Annotated in this window: 19 protein-coding genes; 6 read left to right on the forward strand and 13 right to left on the reverse strand. The window is 53.9% G+C overall.

All coding sequences use genetic code 11. The features are described from left to right. The first annotated feature begins 142 nt into the window (after positions 1–142). A complete protein-coding gene (locus tag HCH_RS19345; RefSeq protein WP_011398102.1) occupies positions 143–958 on the forward strand; it encodes a substrate-binding periplasmic protein in 816 nt (271 codons plus the stop codon). A gap of 1 nt (position 959) precedes the next feature. Next, positions 960–1,823 (forward strand): substrate-binding periplasmic protein, encoded by an 864-nt coding sequence (locus tag HCH_RS19350; RefSeq protein WP_011398103.1) that lies wholly within the window; start codon positions 960–962, stop codon positions 1,821–1,823. Here HCH_RS19350 and HCH_RS19355 read toward each other — a convergent pair. The 4 genes from HCH_RS19355 to HCH_RS19370 all read right to left on the reverse strand — a co-directional run bounded on the left by HCH_RS19355 (position 1,820) and on the right by HCH_RS19370 (position 6,081). Beyond that, entirely contained in the window at positions 1,820–3,049 is a 1,230-nt protein-coding gene (locus tag HCH_RS19355) for a hypothetical protein (RefSeq protein ID WP_011398104.1), read from the reverse strand. The two genes, HCH_RS19350 and HCH_RS19355, sit on opposite strands and share 4 nt — an antisense overlap. Positions 3,050–3,188: 139 nt before the next feature. Continuing rightward, positions 3,189–3,587 carry a GFA family protein gene (locus tag HCH_RS19360; protein ID WP_011398105.1) on the reverse strand — a complete coding sequence of 133 codons (399 nt, stop codon included), beginning with the start codon at positions 3,585–3,587 and terminating at the stop codon, positions 3,189–3,191. Between the two features lie 20 nt (positions 3,588–3,607). After that, positions 3,608–4,726 carry an alpha/beta hydrolase family protein gene (locus tag HCH_RS19365; protein ID WP_011398106.1) on the reverse strand — a complete coding sequence of 373 codons (1,119 nt, stop codon included), beginning with the start codon at positions 4,724–4,726 and terminating at the stop codon, positions 3,608–3,610. Between the two features lie 62 nt (positions 4,727–4,788). Then, entirely contained in the window at positions 4,789–6,081 is a 1,293-nt protein-coding gene (locus tag HCH_RS19370; protein ID WP_011398107.1) for a sensor histidine kinase, read from the reverse strand. Between the two features lie 244 nt (positions 6,082–6,325). On the opposite strand from HCH_RS19370, the gene HCH_RS19375 reads away from it, so the two are divergent. Further along, on the forward strand, positions 6,326–6,922 hold the full coding sequence (locus HCH_RS19375) for an isochorismatase family protein (RefSeq protein ID WP_011398108.1): 597 nt from the start codon (positions 6,326–6,328) through the stop codon (positions 6,920–6,922). Between the two features lie 623 nt (positions 6,923–7,545). Next, complete coding sequence (locus HCH_RS19380; RefSeq protein WP_011398110.1) at positions 7,546–8,190, forward strand: putative adhesin; 645 nt, start codon at positions 7,546–7,548, stop codon at positions 8,188–8,190. Positions 8,191–8,227: 37 nt separating this feature from the next. Here the strand turns inward: HCH_RS19380 and HCH_RS19385 are convergent, their stop codons facing one another. The 8 genes from HCH_RS19385 to HCH_RS19420 form a co-directional block, all read right to left on the reverse strand. Beyond that, positions 8,228–8,899, reverse strand: coding sequence for a response regulator transcription factor (locus HCH_RS19385; protein WP_011398111.1), 672 nt, complete (start codon positions 8,897–8,899; stop codon positions 8,228–8,230). After that, entirely contained in the window at positions 8,880–9,752 is an 873-nt protein-coding gene (locus HCH_RS19390) for a sterol desaturase family protein (protein ID WP_158304978.1), read from the reverse strand. The genes HCH_RS19385 and HCH_RS19390 overlap by 20 nt, the downstream gene beginning before the upstream one ends. Before the next feature lie 92 nt (positions 9,753–9,844). Continuing rightward, positions 9,845–10,402, reverse strand: coding sequence for a DUF6939 family protein (locus HCH_RS19395; RefSeq protein WP_011398113.1), 558 nt, complete (start codon positions 10,400–10,402; stop codon positions 9,845–9,847). Positions 10,403–10,444: 42 nt separating this feature from the next. Then, the gene (locus HCH_RS19400) at positions 10,445–10,987 is read right to left on the reverse strand and encodes a DUF4166 domain-containing protein (RefSeq protein WP_011398114.1); all 543 of its coding nucleotides are present in this window, start codon (positions 10,985–10,987) and stop codon (positions 10,445–10,447) included. Between the two features lie 5 nt (positions 10,988–10,992). After that, the gene (locus tag HCH_RS19405; RefSeq protein ID WP_011398115.1) at positions 10,993–11,580 is read right to left on the reverse strand and encodes a DUF99 family protein; all 588 of its coding nucleotides are present in this window, start codon (positions 11,578–11,580) and stop codon (positions 10,993–10,995) included. Between the two features lie 21 nt (positions 11,581–11,601). Next, positions 11,602–13,314, reverse strand: coding sequence for a nucleotidyl transferase AbiEii/AbiGii toxin family protein (locus HCH_RS32575; RefSeq protein ID WP_011398116.1), 1,713 nt, complete (start codon positions 13,312–13,314; stop codon positions 11,602–11,604). Beyond that, the gene (locus HCH_RS19415) at positions 13,311–13,985 is read right to left on the reverse strand and encodes a hypothetical protein (protein WP_011398117.1); all 675 of its coding nucleotides are present in this window, start codon (positions 13,983–13,985) and stop codon (positions 13,311–13,313) included. The genes HCH_RS32575 and HCH_RS19415 overlap by 4 nt, the downstream gene beginning before the upstream one ends. Positions 13,986–14,105: 120 nt before the next feature. Then, positions 14,106–14,591, reverse strand: coding sequence for a GNAT family N-acetyltransferase (locus tag HCH_RS19420; RefSeq protein ID WP_011398118.1), 486 nt, complete (start codon positions 14,589–14,591; stop codon positions 14,106–14,108). 359 nt (positions 14,592–14,950) lie between these two features. Between HCH_RS19420 and HCH_RS19425 the strand changes: the two genes are divergently transcribed. Next, the gene (locus tag HCH_RS19425; protein WP_011398120.1) at positions 14,951–16,786 is read left to right on the forward strand and encodes a pre-peptidase C-terminal domain-containing protein; all 1,836 of its coding nucleotides are present in this window, start codon (positions 14,951–14,953) and stop codon (positions 16,784–16,786) included. A gap of 96 nt (positions 16,787–16,882) precedes the next feature. Here the strand turns inward: HCH_RS19425 and HCH_RS19430 are convergent, their stop codons facing one another. Then, positions 16,883–17,545: an O-methyltransferase gene (locus HCH_RS19430; RefSeq protein WP_011398121.1), complete on the reverse strand. Its 663-nt coding sequence runs from the start codon at positions 17,543–17,545 to the stop codon at positions 16,883–16,885. Between the two features lie 179 nt (positions 17,546–17,724). Here HCH_RS19430 and HCH_RS19435 point away from each other — a divergent pair, with 179 nt between their 5' ends. Further along, entirely contained in the window at positions 17,725–19,185 is a 1,461-nt protein-coding gene (locus HCH_RS19435) for a flavin-containing monooxygenase (protein ID WP_011398122.1), read from the forward strand. Positions 19,186–19,191: the final 6 nt, after the last annotated feature.

Raw genomic sequence — 19,191 nt, forward strand, 5'->3', positions numbered from 1 at the left:
ATTAAAGGCTCTGAGCCACTACTTGTCAAGCCATAATTCCCCCAGTGCGGAAACGCCTCCCTGTCCGCCACTTTGTAGACTGTTTCAGCATGCACTATCTTTAATACAGTTAATCTCAGCGATAGAGACTTAAACTATATACATGCGGCGCCGATTTACCCGGTTTGTACTTGCGCTGTTATGGCTGCTTATCGTTCAGGGCGTCTATGCGGCGGAGACGGAGCTATCCTTTGTCAGGATTTGCGACGACGCAGGAGAATGGCCGCCTTATACTTTTTATCGAGTGGAAAACGGCAAGAAGGAGGTTGCCGGCTATGCAGTGGACGTAGCGCGGGAGATTTTGGAAAGCAACCATATCAAGTATTCCATTGAACTTCCTTCATGGAAGCGCTGTTTGCTGGAAGTCAGAAAAGCGCGCCAATTCGACATGCTGCTCAACGCCTCCTACACGGAAGAGCGCAGCAAGCAGTATCTATATTCCCTTCCCTACTACTGGACGCACCTTTACTACTTCTACCTGCAACAGCGGTTTCCCGATGGATTGGACCAAGTGGAAAAAAGCGTTTTGGACACTTACGTCATCGGCGGGCTCTCCGGCTACAATTACACCTATCTGGATCACCCTAGCGAATCAATGGATACTGACTCCGTGACCTATGACCACCTGTTCCTGAAGTTGCGCAGCGGCAGAGTAGACCTGATTACCGCTGATTACGAAATTATGCAGGGATTCGTTCATAAAGGCCTGGATTTGATCGCCACGCCAGGGATGCGGTACAGCCCCATACCCAACTCTCCGCCGCAGGGTTACCACATGCTGTTTCCTCGCACCCCGGAGGGAGAATATCTCAAGGCGCTGATGGACGCAGGCATCATCAAAATGCAGAAAGAAGGACGCTTACAAGAAATTCTGGACAGCTACATTAATCCGACCGGGCAGGTCAGGAGCAATCCCTGACATGCCAATACGATTCCCTGTCAGAGGCCAGAACGATACATGGAAAAAAGCGCGGCGATATTGCAGTCGTCGGGCCGCCATTGGCGCCGTCGCGCTCACGTTCTCGTTGTCCGCCTCCCTGATCTTCGCCGCCGATATCACCGTGCGCCTGGCCAATGGCGAGTGGCCTCCTTATCAATCGAAAACGCTCAAACATTATGGCGTGGCCAGCCATATTGTTACGGAAGCTTTCGGCATCGTAGGCGTGAACGTGCAATACGTCTTCTTTGATTCCTGGAAGCGCGCCTACGCCGAAGCCCTTTCCGGCAATCTTGACGGCACCCTGCTATGGAGCCCGTCGGTCGACCGGGAAGCGCTGTTTTTCTTCAGCGAGCCGGTGGTCATGGGTGAATCCGTGTTTTTTCACCGTGTGGATTCCGATTTCACCTGGAACAGCTTCTCCGACCTGAAACGTTATCGCATTGGCGGCACGCTCGGGTACTCTTATCAGTTCGAGGATACGGAGGGAGTGAAAATTGATCGAGTGTCCAGTGACGAGATCAATTTCACCAAGTTGCTGCGCGGAAGAATCGACGTTTTCCCGTCCGACAAAGACGCAGGTTATGCCTTGCTATATGAATTGTTCAAGCCGGAAGACGTGGCGCAGCTCACCATCTCTCCCCATGTCTATAACAGCACCACTTATCACCTGATAATGACTCGCGCCCTGCCGGCGAATAGGGAGCGGGTCAAACAATTCAATGAAGGTTTGCGTCAACTGAAAGACAGCGGTCTGCTCGACCGCTATCTGGAGGACTCTCGACGCGGAGCCTATCGGCAGCCGCAAGACGTCACTGAGAACAGCGAAAAGGTCGTCTCGCCCTAACTCAAATCGTGGTGAATGACTTCCGAGTCTACCGGCTGGCCATTTTCATCGCACTTGAAGATCTCTTCGTACATCAGCCTCTGTTCGCCAGGTCCGCCAAAGCTCATTTTTTTAATGGGCCGTCCTTCGGCGTCAAACACCATGCATTCGGACACCACCTGCACCCCTTTCAGCGTATAGATGGAGCTATGCAGTTTGGATTGCTCCGCTTCCAACGGAACCGCAGGGGTTGATTCCTGAGACAGCGGTTCATACAGCACCACATAATGCGTCGCTCTCAGCCCATCCAGAGATATGGCTTCCTTACTGGCGTGAACGCGGCGCAGATAGGCGTGCAATGTTTTCTGATGCAGCGCCTGCGGCACATTGATGATTTCCGTATGCGCAATGCCCCGCCCTGCGATCAGTTCACTCATGGCCAGGGTCTGATCGCTGTGGAACCAATGACGTCGGTAGTCGGAATGCTCCATGATCTGGTCATGTTCAATGGGAACGCCTTCAAGGTCAACGAAGGCGACCAGCTCCGGCGTGACGAAATGCGCGACTTCTTCCAGCTGCGCCTGACAATCGACTGGAAAAATAACCTGTTCTTCCTCATCCCAATCCTCGCCGTCGTCATCCAGGGAGCGCATAGCCTGTATACCAGACTCCGAAAGCTCTACGAAGGAAAGAGGACCGCTGAAGCCGTCTTTTTCATCGAATCCGAGCAGCGGGTATTCTATGCCCAATACTGCCTTGTCTTGATTGAAATAAACGTTTTTCACCGGGATAGGATGGGGTCCACGGTCAGAGACTTCCATGCGGAATGCATTATGAGGATTCGGAATTAGCCTGAACTCGCCCTTTTCCGGGTCGATGTCGACCAGGTACTCTGCGTGCATCTTGCCTTCCTCCAGTTCACCGAAGGGAATACTGTGACTGAACGTCTCTTGAGGAAATTCCACCGTGATCATCGTCCCGGGACTGATTTCCGGGCCATTCTCCAACGTGGACGCATGCTCCCAGATCGCTTGAGCCCTGGCGAGATAATCACCGTCATACGCGGGTCCAAGCAAGCGGAGGGCGGTGTTTCCTTCGCAGAAAACCAGGTATTCAGTGGATTCTTCCTCATTGAGCAGAGCGCAGGTGTATTCCGCCCCGGCCGGGATATCCTCAGCCTCGACAGGCTCGCCTTGATAGAAATAAATAATGGAATGGACGTCTATGGAACTGCTGGATTGGCTCATTAGATACCTGTCTGAGTTGCAATGCGGGACTCGGCGCTTCGCTTGATGCAAAAGCAATGCGCCGACCAAGTTCTATACCCTACCCCATATCCATGTTCGGGTCAGCCTCGGGTTGACCCTTTGCTGCAAGTCAGGCGCTTCATGACCTTTCAGCGAAATGCGGGACATCCTCCTGCAAGGGATGCCAGGCCGCTTTTGAATCACAGTATATTTGCTTCGAGGCTTGCAGGCCGGGATCATCGTCCAGAACCCCGGCCGCAACGCCAATATCGTCCCGCCCATCGCGAATAAATTGAAGGTTCGATCCACAGTCTGCGCAGAAGGTTCGCGAGACATTCGAGGAAGAGCGATGGATGCGCACATTCTCGACGCCACCCAACATCACGAAACTGTCCTTGCCAGTCACCAAGTATGCGCCAAAGGCGAAGCCATGAGCCTTCTGACACATCCGACAATGGCAGTAGGTCAGCGCTTTGATTTCGCCTTCTATCTGGAATTTCACCGCCCCACACAGACAGGAACCCTTAACTACGGCCATACTCATTTCCTCCAGCGTTTTTATTGAATCGCCTGAGCGCCCGATGCGCCAGGCTGGCTATTCGTCGCCTTCTTCTCAGCGTCCTTTGACCTTGCGACCACCCAATCGCCCAATGTGTCGAGAAAGCCCTCTACGAAGGCGTCCGGTCCCAGTACTAGAAACATCGCTTCAGCGGACGACGTCCACTCTGAAGGCGTTTGGAAATCAAAGTACTTCGCTTTCAGCAGACTATGCGTCGCTCCAGGAAACAACGTCAATTGGTAGTCCCGCCAATTTGAGGAATGAAAAGCGCTGTCTATTGTCCGCATGCTCTCCTGGAAATCCACATTGCGGTCTTTGTCGCCAAACAGCCCCAGAAAGGGAACATTGACGCGAGCCAGCCCCGCACTCATGTCGGCTTGCATGTTGCGCATGGCGAAACGATAGCGTTCGGGGGACATGGGCTCAGTTAATACGCCCGCTGGCGGGGCGCTGTTACGCAGCCACGCCAGATACTGATCATAGGAGAGATTATTCTGCGCGAGATAGCGATCTGCTTTTTCGCTGAACTCCAGCGCAGTCGCAATGTCTTCTTTGCTGTAGCCCTGCCTGAGCATGCGCTCGCGTTGCAAATAAAGCGACTGTCTGCGCCAATTGACGGCGACGCCAACCGCCACCATGAAATCGATGTCTGCTTGTCCTCTCGCTAATTCCGACAACACCCAGCCCCCCTGCGAAAACGCCATGACGCCAACTGCGCCCACATCGACGCCTGCCTGTCCTCGCAGCGCCTTAACGCCAGCGACCGTTTCTCCCGCCCGCTCTCGCATACTTTGCGCCAACCAGTCGCCACTGGACTCGCCAACCCCCTGCTTGTCCCAGCTAAGGCAAGCCACGCCACGCTCCAGCAGCCGGTTCATGATGGCGACATAACCGCCGTTGGCGAAACGGTCCACGGGGCCGTCACCGTGCAGAAATACGACAACAGGAAAGGGGCCGTCTCCTTCCGGCGTCAACAATGTGGCTCCCAATCGCTGGCCATCATAGGGAAAAGTGAAGTCGGTTCTTCGCCCATACTTCAGGCTGTGCTGATCCAATACTCCCAATACCAGTACTGCGACCAAGACACATACAAACAGCAGACCCGCCACAATTTTCATCTTATCTCCCTTAGCCATTGTGAAGTCCGCCACATTAAATCCGAAACAATCTTAAGATCGCCTTAAGAAGCCGGGGTCGGTAACCAGATCACGCTGACTTGCGCGCCCTCGCCAGTGAGATCAACGGAAAAGCGCCAGTTCAGTTTGTCGCAGATACGTCGCACCAACTCCAGTCCCAAACCGAATCCTTCCACATTTGAGTCAGCGTCCTCAGGGTTGATCGGATTCGTCATACGCAAACCGTCGCGGTCCGTCGTCATGACGATCACGCCGCCGGATGAGTGCTGAAAGGCGTTGCGAACAAGATTCGCCAATACAATATGCAACAGACTTTTCTCTATTTTGACGATGTCTGGACTCAGCTCCAGCCGCACCTCCACATCTCTAGCCGTCAGCAAGTATCGGTGATCTTCAATGATCGCCTGGAAAAACGCATCCAGGGACACTCGCTCTTTCTTCAACGCCTGCGGAGATTCCCGCGCCAGCCATAGCAGCGCGCTGGACAGCAACGCCATATTCGCCCCCGCCAATTGCGCCCGCCGCAGCGAAGCCTTACCCGCCTCGCCGGTTTGCAATTCCAGCGTGTCCAAACTGGCCTGGATGATCGCCAGAGGGGTTCTCATCTCGTGACTGGCGTGCTTCAGAAACTGCTTTTCACGAGCATTGAAGGCCTCTATGCGAGCGACGCCCTCCTGCATTCGCTGCGCCAGTTGATTAAGTTCTTCTATTTCAAAATTCGGCGCATCCACCCGCGTCCTGGTTCCCAAGGTTTGCGCCCAGGCGCTAAGTAGGGCAATAGGCTGCGTGGCCCGTCGGATCAACCAGAAAAACAGCGCGAACAGGAGTCCGAACACGACCAAAGTTGTAAGCAATGAATGTATCAGGGCGGCGCTGAAGAACTCCTCTCCCAGCGTTTCGATATCCGCACGATTATGGCGGCTTAATAAAAACCGGCGCTCTCCATCCTCTGTCTGAAACGGCAATAAATATAAAAACGCCTCTTCGCCGGCATGTTTAATCACCGCCTCCAGCACCTTGCCGTCCCGGGTCGGTTCAGGCCCAAACTGCGACCGCACTGGCTCAGGCACCGCCGCCCAGCTTTGATACAGGCTCATATAGGCATCATTGCTTTTTGGTGTTCCATCCGCTCGCTGGGATTGTCGCAGTAGAGCCTGGGCCTCCAGTTTCATCAGCGTATCGCCGGCCCAGTCCATGTTGTTCCAGGAAGAGATAAAAGCAAGAGCAAGACACCCCAACAACAACCCGGCTCCCATCCAACACAATTGATCTCTGAGACTTTGGGCCAACGTTTTCGCGCGATCACGGGACCTTTCCCTGTGTGAGTTAAACATCATGTCATTCTCTGGAGACTATTTGTTTCAAACAATACCGGTTTTAATCGTTCCCATTATTAATAAGCCAAAGAGCTCAAGTATTTATACCTATTTTTTGACGTGTTATCCAATCATTTGACGCCTTTGCAATTAAGTCGGCGCCAGACTCAAATGGATACAGATCATTCTGACAATCATTAAGATTAAATATCATTCCATTTCGATTAATACAAACTACAATCCAGCACGAAACAAGGATACTGCCATGACTATTGTCAACACCGTTTCTTTACATGAAGCCATGAACAATGAAGTGAAAAAAGGCGGAAAGAAGCTCGCGTTATTTGTCATAGATGAACAAGGAAAACAAGCACCCAGAAATCATGCTTCGCTATTGTCGACTATAACTAAAGCGCAGACTTTGCGCATGCCCATTTACTTAATAGAAATTGATCACGCCGCACTCAGCGATGGAGCGCAACCTGTCGTTATTGGCGGAGCTCCGCCAGTGGGAGTAAGAACATGGAGAGACTACTGCGTACGCGGCGCCACAGTGGTTAAGAAACCGCACATTAGTATGTTCAACCCCGAAACCAATCTGGATATTGCAGCCGAGATAAAAAGATTGAACATTACCGGCGCCGTTATTATCGGAACACAGACAAACCAGTGTGTAAAAGTAAATGCCGTAGGCGGATATGTGGACAGGAATAACACCAAGAAGTTTGACGGTTTAAACAAACTCTGCAAGGTTTATACGTGCGGCGCAGTATTAAGAGGCGCAGAAGAAGCCACCTGGAAAAATGAGCCAAATGTTTTCTATTACAATCATTTGGAAGTAGCTCCCCGTCCTCATCGATAGCCTTTGCTCCCGTCTACGCGTCGGCCCCGGGCTTTACAGAAAGAGGGCTGAGCCTACCCGCTACAGGCCCGGCCAATCCGGGCCCGATGCTTGTATCTCAACATCCTGTTCTTGTCACCGTCATACAGCGCCTTGACCTTATTATTAATATGGCAATGATATTGGCATGTTAATCATCAGGCTCGCCCTTGTTCAGCATCCAGCTTCAGAACCATCACGAAATAATAGCTCTCGTCCACCAAAGTATAATAGACATTACAGCAGTTGCCTTGATGACTAATATTTCCTCTTACTGGCGGCGATACCACTTTACAAGTGGCTAAACCCTATTCGATAACGCCTAAAGAAAGCGTATTAATTTCATTGTCTGCAATACCGATAGTTAGCTCATTCAAGTCCTACACTGAACCGCCAATATAATTTCTGTCGCCGCCGGCTTTTTATTAAAAGCGCCATTCAAGAAAAATCTCCTTTCTGGAACTTTTTTAGAATCTGATTATCAAATCCATTGAGCATACTAATTATACAGAATCCACCATAGGCTCTATTGTTACACGCCAACAACAGACGATTTTAAACTCTCATCTTTATAATACTTTCTCAACGATATATCAGGACTACATATGGCGAAGAAAATCCCATTAGGCGACAAACTGTATTTATTCACTGACGCCACCGGCATCATAGCGGAAAACCTGCTGATCACCTCCCATGGCGGTTATATTTCCCGCCCCGAGTTTGGAAAACAGACCGGCTGGGCGCGCAATATTCCCGGCCTGGGGGGCTGGATCGGCGTGCCGGAATGGACCCAGTTGTACTTCTACGGCCCTCACACTCAGGCATTGCTGGACCCGGGCCTGGGCTCCGTCATCAGCGGTAAAACCAAGTTCTTGCAGCGTCTGACGCCAAATACAAAAGTCAGAAATTACAGCCTGAGCAAATACCAGGGGGATGAAACCGGAGAGACCTACCACAGCATCAGCCGGGATATAGACAGCAACCGGACATTCATTACCTTACGTCAGGACGCCTTGAACAGCGGCGACGCGCGAATGATGGCGGAAGCGCAACGTTTATGCCCCAACCCATTCCCCAAATTCGATGTATTGACCGTGCGCAACCGCAAGCTGATGGGCGGAGTAAACCTCAAACATGCACTGGACATGCTCGCCAGCAATGGTTATCGCTACAACAAGATTCACTGCGTCTTTTGTCGCTCAAGAATGATCGGCCCAAGCGGCAGTTGGGACGCCCGCAATAACCCTTAATCGGTCATCCGGGTTTTGCAGCGCCGGGCAGGGACGCTCAGGCGCCGTCTTCCCGAATACACACGCCTACGCCGACAACAGTATGAATCAGAGCCTGCGCAAAGGGCTTATCCACGGCTTTGCGTAGCTGATGAAGCTGCACGTTAAAATTGCCTGGGTCAACGTCGCCTCCTGGCCAGGCGGCGGTTTCCAGCTCCTCCCGGGAAACCACATCAGGGCTGCGCCGCATCAGCGTCACTAGCAGCTTCCAACCGGTTGGCGTCAGTCTTATCTCATGTCCCTCTCGCATCACGCGATGTTCGCCCAAGCGTATTTCCAAAGGCCCCACTCGCAGCGTCTCTCCCTGTTTCGATGCGCGTCTCGCCAGCGCCTGTAACCGCGCCCACAGCAACGGCATGGGGCAGGGCTTGGCGACATAGTCGTCGACGCCGCTGCGAAACCCTTGCAATTGCTCTTCATCCGTATCGCAAGCGGTCAACATCAACACCGGGGTGTATATCCCTTGACGCCGCAGTTCCGCACACAGATCAAAGCCATTCATTTTCGGCAACATCAAATCCAGGATGATGGCGTCGAACCTGTCTCGCGCCGCACGCTGCAGCCCGGCGGTCCCATTGAAGGCGAAGTCGCACTCCGCCTGCTGCAACTCAAGGTAGTCGGCGATGGCGGCGGCCAAATGTCGATCGTCTTCAATGATCAGTATGCGCATGAGTGTCCGGTTTCCAACCTGGGGACTTGATCAAAAAGTGCAGCCGGTCGCGCCATGAATGCGCGTTTCGACAATCTGAATATAACGCCTTCGCCTCATGAAAAACTATTATGAAGGGATTGCGTGAGGCCAATGGCGTCGTCAAACCATAGCTCACCGGAGCCGTCTCCGGCTGATAGGTTCCGAATAGCCGGTCCCAAAGCATCAGTACGCCGCCGAAGTTTTTATCCAGGTAGGGATGATGGGAGCCATGGTGCACTCTGTGCGCAGACGGCGTATTGAAGACGCGGTCCAGCCAGCCGAGCGTCCCCACCTTTTCCGTATGAATCCAGGACTGATAGGCCACAACCGCCAAGAAAGCCACGATTGTCTGCACCAGGTCAAACCCAAGCAGGACCATGGGAACCAGAAAGATCCACTCCACCGGACCTTCCAGCCAGGAAAGACGCAGAGACGTACTGAAGTCAAAGCGCTCCGAAGAGTGATGCGCGCTATGGATCGTCCAGAAAAACCTGACTTTGTGTTCGATACGGTGCATCCAATAGTAACTCAAGTCCGCCGCCAGAAGCGCCAACGCCCAGGTCCAGCCATTCACTGGAATACGCCACCACGCCAGCGGCTCCACCAGCCATAACGCAATTAGAAAAACCGCGCCGTAAAGAGTCCTCTCCAACAAAATATTGCCGATGGCGACAGCGATATTGGCGAGCTTCTCACGTAAAGGCTCCCAACGCTTCCGCACTATATCCCAGCATACGCCCGCCCCCACGAGACAAAGCGCAGCGAGCAAGCTCAGATCAATCAGTTCCAGCCAGACACCCGCATCATCAAAACGCGCCTGCAAATTATCCACTCTCACCTCCCTCATTCGCCTACAGCGCCACAGCACATGCTGCGGCCTATCTCATTGCGGGAGAGTTTAAAAAAGGCGGGATTAAGAGCGTATTAAGGCTGTAGAAAGCGACGTATCAGCGCAGCGTGGGACAAAGGTTTGCGGGGATCATTTATATCCGTGTTAGTCTCATAATCCAATAAAACCAGCCCCTCATGCCGGGCAAGCAGCTCGGATAGTTGGCTTAGCTCCGCCTGTAGCCTGTGCGTCAGCGTCCAATGATACGCGGGCAGATAGATCTGCTTTCTCGCTTCGATATAGGGAATTAACTCCCCTCCGGGTCCTTTTCGATGCCCTAACACACGCCCGTAACGTCTGACTGTACGCTTAATGCCTTTCATATCCGTGATATCGAAGCGAGAAGGGTCAATGTCCTGCCCTTCAAACACCTTCAAGCCCTGCCATATGCCTTCTACGGATTGAGCGGTCTCGGATGAAAACGGTATGGGAATCCCACTATGAGGATAAAAAGGGGAAAATTTCACCCAAGGCGCCGAAGCCTTTGAGGTGACGTCTATAATGGCGTACCCAGGAAATTCTCTTTCCAGTGTCGACGACTTTTTTCTTCTGCTGGCGATGACAATATCGCCGCTGTATGTCTCCGTTTGCATAGCGCCTCTCTATCAAGTTATGTCAGGTGGGCCTGGCGCGCCTCAGGTCAGCCTTAGGTCTCCCGCATAGCCCATCAACTTGCCCAAAACAGGAAGACTTAGGGTCACCGCAAACCGATACTGGTCGTCGACAACCATTTTATACGCGTGCGTCCGAGGGACCAGCCACAAGGGCAAGGGTAAACCGCGCAGCTTGCAGCGCCGGGGAACCCAACGCCAGCCGCCATCTCGGATATCCACGCCCAAGTGTAACTCCACGTCGCCGGTGGACTCGCTCCAGTATCCGCCGGGAAAGGCGCCATGAGGGCGGAAAAGAGAGCGCATCTGCGCTCCCGATTCGAATGTGCGGTTCCATTGCAACGCGTCGCCAGAGTGGCGGATTTCAACACAAAAACCGACCATTCCTGTCGTCTGCGGCGCTCCGGTTTTCGTCGCGATGCGTCGCCCAATCCAACCCGCCAGTCCCGCGCCGTATTCGACCTGCACCCGCCCCGTCAGCGTTCCGCCTTCGCGATGTAATTGCTGAAGCATTGGGTGCAGGTGCGAGAAAGCCTCGCCAAACCATTGCGTCACGGCATTTTCCATGAGCGTCAGGCCCTCCGACCGCTTTCGCCGGTCATCACCGCCGAACCAATAATATGCGCCAATCTCAAAGCTTCCGGCACTCTGCCTTTGGTGGTCAGCCTCTCCAACGCTTTGCTGGCGGTTTCCGGATCACAGCCGGCGACCTGATAATGACAGAAATCGTTATTAAAAATAGTTCCCGCAGCGCGAATCAGACCACGCCGCCGCTCATAGTCGTCAAAGTTGCGCAGCGCCTTGTCTATCGCCTGCAGATCCGGGTGTTTGCGCATGACGGCAATACAGGGACGTTGCACGCTTTCACATAATCTGGGCAGGTCAATGACATTGAACCCGCCAATGGCCACGCCGTCCGTCAGCACGACGCCGACCTGATCATAGAACCTGCTGTTCGTCAGCATGGCGATCAGACAGTCCGTGGCGTCATCGCCATCTTTGGCCGCCGTCCCCCAGAGCATGCCCTCAAATTCGCCATCCGCGCAGATAATTCCCGCAACGTTGACAGGCGACCCCCGCCGCCGTGAAAAAGGCGCATCGTCAAACCCGGCGACCCGAATACGACGATTGCCTTTCACCAATTGATCCAATGATTTCATTAAGCCGTTTCCAAACCGCTGTTAATCCGTCTCGCCATTTTCGGTTTTACTTTTACTTGCCGTCTCGTGAATGACCTCTTCACCCTCTCGTCCCTTCTCCCCCTTTTCGTCAAAAAAAGCAGGCAGGTAAGGATGCCAGTTCCATAGCGCAGGACGTCCGCTGTTTTCTGGAAGATAAGCGCCATCGGTTTTGCCATGGCGCACAAACTTGCCCAAAAACAGCACTTGCTCTCCCCGCTCCAGACGCCACACTGCGCCTTCCGGGGCGTCGACGCTTCCGTGCGCGCCTTCCCCCAACAATCGCAGGGCCTCATCAATAGAACAGGGCTCCCCAATGTGGAGGATGTGGGCGGGGGTAAACCCGGCCTGCATTACGCGTCGATGAAAGGCCGCATAGGGTATGCGTCGATTGTCCGTGGTAAAAATATCGAATGGAACAAAGGGTTCATGGGCCAGCCGGTAGCGGGTTCCATGCGCCAGAGCCAGCCATTCGCCTACCACTCTCTCGCCGGGCGCCAGCACATCAAGAAAACGAGATTGATGCTCCTCCACCCATTCCGCCCATAATCTTCGCGCCGGATTGGGGGACTCATCCGCCAGATCGCCATCGCGTCCCAACGCCAGGACACGGTCATCTGTTCGCAGCGCCGCCACGCAGGAGCCATCCAGCTTTTCTTGCACGATAACCACATCATCAGGATGACGTTGTCGCGAGGTCAACATCTCCGCCTTATTGGCGTCGATATGTTTATCCGCAAGGCCAGTACGCGACCCGGGTAAATGCGGGATGGACGTATAGGCCTTGAACGGCAGCAGCTTGCGTTTCTGTTGCAGTGTGCGCAGTTTCTTGCGCACGGCTTCCGAACCGTCTTCCTTCAGCAGCTTCACGCGATAGGTGATCACCTCTGACTGCGTCAGCAGAGTTTCGTCATTCTCCAGCTGCAATACAGGTTTGAGATAACTCCGCAGCCACTCCAACACCGACTCCATCGGCTCAATCTGCTGATGCGGATATTCCGCGATCAGGCTGCGCCAGTTTCTACGGGATTTCTTGCTGCGGCCGAAGTCGCCGAACATCAGACGTCGGCAAATTTCCAAGGGGTCCATCCTGCTGGCGAATGCCTCCATAGTGGCGCGCCGTAACAAGTCCGCATCCAATTCGTTGTAGCGGCAAAACAGATACAGGTCCCACAAAGTCTTCGACATCCAGCCGCCGTTTATATGTTCAAACAACCCATGCAGTTTCCAGGCGGCGGCGATTTCCACTGCGACGGTCGGAACGGTGATCGTAGCGCCGTCTTGCAGGGCGGAGGGAACTGTTACAATCCGAGGCGGCGCCACCAAGGGGTCGCCTACGGCGATATCCAACTGCAACGTCCCTTCAATGCCTGCAATTGCATAATTCACGCTATAACGCACGCCTGGAGAGATACTGTCTTGCCAAATGGGAAGAACCTCCAGGGAGTCGGGCTCAAAACGACAGGGCGAGGCGTCTTGCTGAGCCATCAGCAGACGTATCAAAGCAGTAAAAGAATCCGGCGTATAATCTCCCAAAAACAGTAGATCCAGATCTTTGCAATGACGCGGTTGCGGCCCGCTCCAAAGACGCGACACGTAGCTGCCCCGCACCACAAAGCAGTCTGCATGCGGCTGGGGCCGCAAACGCGTCAACAGCGTCTCAATAGCAACAAGCGTGCGGCGCCCTTCCGACAAATCCATGGATAGTGCGCTCATGGGTGAGCCTCAGCGCTTGCGCCGCCCCAGTCTGCGTCAAGTCCAATATTGCTGTCATAGATATTGAACTCGCGAATTTCTTTCACAATGGTCACCTCATTGGCCGCCAAAAAAGCGCGCAATGCATTCAGGACCTCGCCCGCCTTTGGCGCGCCTCCCCGTATACGCTGGGTGACAAACTGCTCCATATGTTCATAGTTGCGCCAAAACGCATTGGTGGAGAGTCGCCCGCGATACTCCCGCACCGCTTTGCGCAATGCATCCAAATCGTAATCCGCTGGCAAACGCAGCTTAAGGTGATGTTCGAAATAACAATAATCCGGCAACTGCGCCGCAACCTCATCGCTTTGCGGGATATTGGCGTTGTCGATCGCCGCCTCGATTTTCAAGCGCTCGACGGCGAATCCCTCGCTGATCATCCCCTCACAAAGCGCCTGAACATGCGCCCAGACAGTGTCCGGCTCACCGCCAATACGCTTGCATAACATCGGCTGCGTGCAATGGCGCCCGGAAGACAGTTGGATCACAATGGCTTTCGCCTCCTGCGCAGCGCAAAAGCCGATAAAACGCTGCAAGGCGCCTTGATCGGGAACGAAGATAGTAATATGGATTTCGTATTTTCCAGGAAACGCCTTAAGTGCGTCCAAAGGCGCCTGTAGCCGTTGCTTCATGAGAATTAATACTGCCTAAAGAGAACTCGTAGATGTAGATACTGCAAGCGGACGGATTGAGTTCAAAAGCGCATCCATCGCGCGACAATGACGTCGATAAAATTATTGATGGAGTCTGTGTCAGAACAGGGCCTCAAAGGATACCACAGATATGCCTTCCGGCGTGCGGTTCTCTCCCACTTTCCGAAACCCGAATCGCTCATACAAACTTATGGCCGGCGCGTTCACTGCGGCGGTGGACACTTTCACGCCTTTGGCGCGACCAAATTGATGGCTTTGAGTAAAAACATACTCCAGCAACCCGTTGGCGAAGCCCTGCCTGAACATGTCGGGAACAACCACCAGACTGTGGATGCTGAGCCACTCTCCTTGGCGCTCAATCTCAACCGCAGCGACCAGCCTGGACACCTGTCGATATCCCAAAAACTGCGTAGAGCTTCTCATAATATCAGCAGCGGTTCTGCGCAACGGCGGAAATTGCTCAACGCCAATCAGCTTGGCTTCCACCCGATAAGCCGATTGAAACAGCTCATAGAGCTCCCTGGCGATATCCGCCTGCGTATGCTTCAGACATAAAAATTTCATCTGTTCAGCTTCGCCGCTCATATTTCTTCATCCGACTTTTTTGTTCGACTTTACGCCGCTTAACGCAATAATGCGCCCCGTATATTTTGTTCAGGTATTTCAACCGGATTGCCGGATTTTTTTATACGGCCTAGTCTTCATTCCTGTGTAAAAGCGGACGCTTTCGCCTAACGATGAATCAAACGGCAGGGGGTTTGAAATCATTCCCAACCCGCAACCGTGACTTGCAACTGATCATTTTTTAGTCTTCATTTATAACTGTCTGAGAGTTGTTCTCATTTGAGAAACAGACCGCTCGACTGCGCGCAAAATCGCGCAGCGTTTAAACCGGCCAGCCTCGCCTAGCCGCGTTCAACTCATTAACTTTAAAGGGAATTTATATGAAAAAGAGTATCGGATCTATCTTCGTCTGCGCGTTAACAGCACTCCCCCTCCTGGCGCATTCCGACGATAGCAGAGATATCATCTCGGACGAGCAGTTTATTTATTCTTACCAAGAGATGCTGACTTTCGATGTCGCCGCCTATCTGAAGCGAAACGCTCCCCACCTGTTGGATCAGACCGAAGTCATCACCCACTGGGCCGGTTATAGCACCGTCAGCCCTAAAGTGTTGTTAACCCTGATAGAAATGCAGACTGGCTTAGTAAGCGGCGCACGCACTGCAACCCTGCAACGCCCCCTTGGCGATTTATCCGAGCGGGATGGCTTCAGCGCTCAGGTTGAAGATGTCGCAATGCGTCTGGCCAGATCGTATTATCGCACCGTGAACCAGGAGCAGAAGAGCTTCTCCATCAGCGGCGAGGACATCGCCACACGGGCGCTCTCCCGCACCTTGATGAACAACGCCGCTGGCGACGCTGATGAATTTGCGACCGTCTACCAGCGCCTGTTCCCGCAGGAGCAGGAAAGCGCGGAACCTCCCGGCGTCAGTCGCTTCTCCGCCTACTCCAAAAGGCTGGTCCCTCCGGAAAACATGCTTCAGCTCCCCTTCCCCATTGATCAGAGCTGGTGGTTCGGCGGCGCGCATACCAACACCGGCAGCGGCAATTATCCGATGTCCTCCCTGGATATGAACAACGGCGGCTCCTGGGGCTCGGATACCTCCACCAAGTGGGCGGTGGCGTCCGCCGCAGGTACGGCGGTGCGGCATTCGTCCTGTTTCGTGGAAGTACTGCACGATGGCGGCTGGTCAACCACTTACTACCATCTGGACAATGTGCAGTTCCAGAATCGCACCAGCGTGTCGCAAAACCAGAAACTGGCGAACTACGCCAACAACCGCTCTCAGGCGCTATGCAATGGCGGCAGTTCAACCGGTCCCCATCAGCACTTCAGCCTGAAATATGACGGCGGCTTCTACCATCTGGATGGCGTATACCTGTCCGGTTACAAGGTGAAGACAGGTCGCTATAGCTATGACGGCAACTGCAATTATTTCTGGATGAGCAAGAACGGTTCGAAGTACTGCACCAGCAACAAGCTCTACAACCCCGGTACTTCCGGCCCCACCGATCCCGATACGCCGGATACGGAGCTGGAAAATGGCCAGGTGCTCACCAATCTAAGCGCCACCAAGGAGGATAAAGACTATTACGTGCTGAAAGTCGATCCTGGCGCGAGCGATCTGGCGTTCCGCATCTCTGGCGGCAGCGGCGACATGGATATGTTCGTCAAATACGGCAGCCGACCGACCTTTGATTCCTATGACTGCCGGCCTTACAAAACCACTCAGGAAGAAATCTGCACCTTCAACTCGCCTCAGGCGGGAAATTACTACGTCATGCTGCACGCATTCTCCAGCTATTCCGGCATCACCTTTGAAGCTGGCTATAAAGCTAACGCCGACAGCAGCCAGGAGCTGATGAATGGAGAAGCGGCGACGAAACTTTCCGGCAGCCAGGATGAGATGGATTATTTCTACGTCGACATACCGGAAGGCGCCCGCAATCTGCGCATTGAAATGTCAGGCGGCCAGGGCGATGCGGACATGCATGTCCGCTTCAGAACGCCCCCGACATTGAACGAATATGACTGCCGTCCCTTCAAAACCACGCAGGAAGAAACCTGTTCCTACAACACGCCGCAGATCGGGGTTTACCATGTGATGTTGCACGCCTTCGATCCTTACTCGGATGTACAGTTGGTGGCCCGCTACGATGATCGGGTTCAAGGCAAAGAAGTGGCTGTCGCGCTGACACAGGCCGGGCAGGAATAATCCCGCGCTCACACCCTAAGCTGCTTTAATGAACGCGGGGCTCGATCCGCCACTACGGCTGCAGATCGAGCCCCGCTTGGTCATCTCAATTCGAGATTATTTTTTCCGCGCCAGACTGACGCCGTCCGCAATGGGCACCATGGAGTAGTCAATACGCTTGTCGCGCATCAGCTTCTCATTTAAAGCGCGAATCGCACAGGTATCGTCATCCTGCTCCGTTGGATCGGCGACTCTGCCGTCCCACAGCACGTTGTCGACGGCGATCAGACCACCCGGACGCAATAAGCGCAGGCAGGCTTCGTAGTAGTTGTCGTAGTTGGTTTTATCCGCATCGATAAAAGCGAAATCGAAAGTGCGCGCGTGGCCCTCATCCAACAGCTTGTTAAGGGTTTCCATCGCAGGAGCCAGTCGCAAGTCAATGCGGTCGGTCAGCCCCGCCAGACACCAATAGCGTCTGGCGATACTGGTCCATTCTTCACTGACGTCGCAGCAGATGAGTTTGCCGTCTTTGGGTAAGCCTTCGGCGATGCAGATAGCGCTGTAACCGGTAAAAGTGCCCACTTCAATGGCTTTTCGGGAGCCCGTCAGCTTCGTCAGCAAGGTCAGAAATTGCCCCTGCTCTGGCGCGATCTGCATGCGCGCCATTTCATGTCGATTGGTTTCGTCCCGCAATGCGTGCAGCACTTTGCTCTCCCTGACGCCGGTCACTTGCAGGTACTGATAGAGGCTGTCGTTCATATTTAGAGTTTGTTTTGACATATAGTGTGATCTCTTTCAAATCGCCGCCGCGCCGATCACCCCAAAGGGGCTGCCAATTAGCGGGAGACTTACCTATCCTTGAGTTTACCAAGGTCTGTTGAGGTTTCGTCATTCACAGCGAAACCTCAACGGAGCCCGGCGTAAACAAAATAACAAAGATATTTCGCAGGGGGTAGCTCATGAACGAAGCGGCGCGTCACCAAGTCATTATCATCGGATCAGGGTTTGCGGGACTCTGCATGGGCATACGGCTAAGACAGGCCGGCATTGAAGACTTTGTGATTCTGGAGCAGGCTGACGACATCGGCGGAACCTGGCGCGACAACACCTACCCCGGCGCCGGCTGTGACGTTCCCTCCCATCTGTATTCCTTTTCCTTCGCTCCCAATCCGGACTGGAGCCGCATGTTCGCTTCGCAGCCGGAAATCTGGGCCTACATGCAACAGTGCGCAGACAGGTTTGGCCTGCGTCCTTTTATTCGACTCAATCAACGAGTCACTCGCGCAGAGTTCGATGAAACCGAGGATCAATGGCGCGTACAAGTTAACGGCGAAGCCTGGCTGCAAGCGCGCTTTCTGGTCTCCGGCGTCGGCGCGCTCAGCCGTCCGGCGCAGCCGGATATTCCGGGCTTATCGTCCTACACAGGCAAACTTTTTCATTCCGCCCGCTGGGATCACAACTACGACCTGACCGCAAAAAAGGTCGGCGTCATCGGCACAGGCGCCAGCACCATTCAGCTGTTGCCGAATATCGCGCCACTTGCCGCTTACACCACCGTCTTCCAACGCACGCCGCCCTGGATATTGCCCAAGCCGGACCGCATGATCAGTCCAATGGAGCGCTCACTGTATCGCCGCTACCCTTTCTTACTGTGGCTCAGTCGTCAGGTGATTTACTGGGTATTGGAATGGCGCGTCATGGGGTTTGTGCTGCATCCGGGCGTCATGAAACTGGTGGAGAAAAAGGCCCTGGCGCACTTAACGCGGCAAACGACAGACCCGGCGTTGCGGGCCAAATTAACGCCGCAGTACACCCTGGGTTGCAAACGGGTGCTGATCTCCAATGATTATTATCAGGCGCTGGGACGCAAGGACGTCGCCCTGGAAACCACGCCTATCGACAGAGTGACGCCAAGCGGCGTACGAACCAGGGATGGAGTGGACCATGAATTCGACGCCATTATTCTCGCTACGGGTTTTCAGGCGGCTGAAGCAGTGATTCCCTTCGATCTCATCGGACTTGGGGGCGTCAGTCTCAATCAAGCCTGGGAAGATGGGGCGGAGGCGATGCTGGGCGTCACCGTCAGCGGGTTCCCCAACTTCTTTATGGTGGTCGGCCCCAACTCCGGGCTGGGCCATAGCTCCATGATCTTTATGATCGAGTCTCAGGTTAACTACATTCTCGACGCTATGAACAAAGCCCGCGAGCTGGGAGTCAGACAGATTCACCTGCGCTCCCGCGCGCAAAGACTGTTCAATGAGTCGCTGCAACACCGTCTGCAACGCTCTGTATGGAAGTCCGGCTGCCAGAGCTGGTATCAAACCAAGAGCGGCAAAATCACCACGCTCTGGCCCGGATTTACTGTGGAATACCGTCGCCGCACCCGTAAGGTCAACGAAGCGGACTACGAGTGGCTGTAGCGTCGC

Origin of the sequence: Hahella chejuensis KCTC 2396 (assembly GCF_000012985.1) — a bacterium.
Classification (GTDB): Bacteria; Pseudomonadota; Gammaproteobacteria; order Pseudomonadales; family Oleiphilaceae; genus Hahella; species Hahella chejuensis.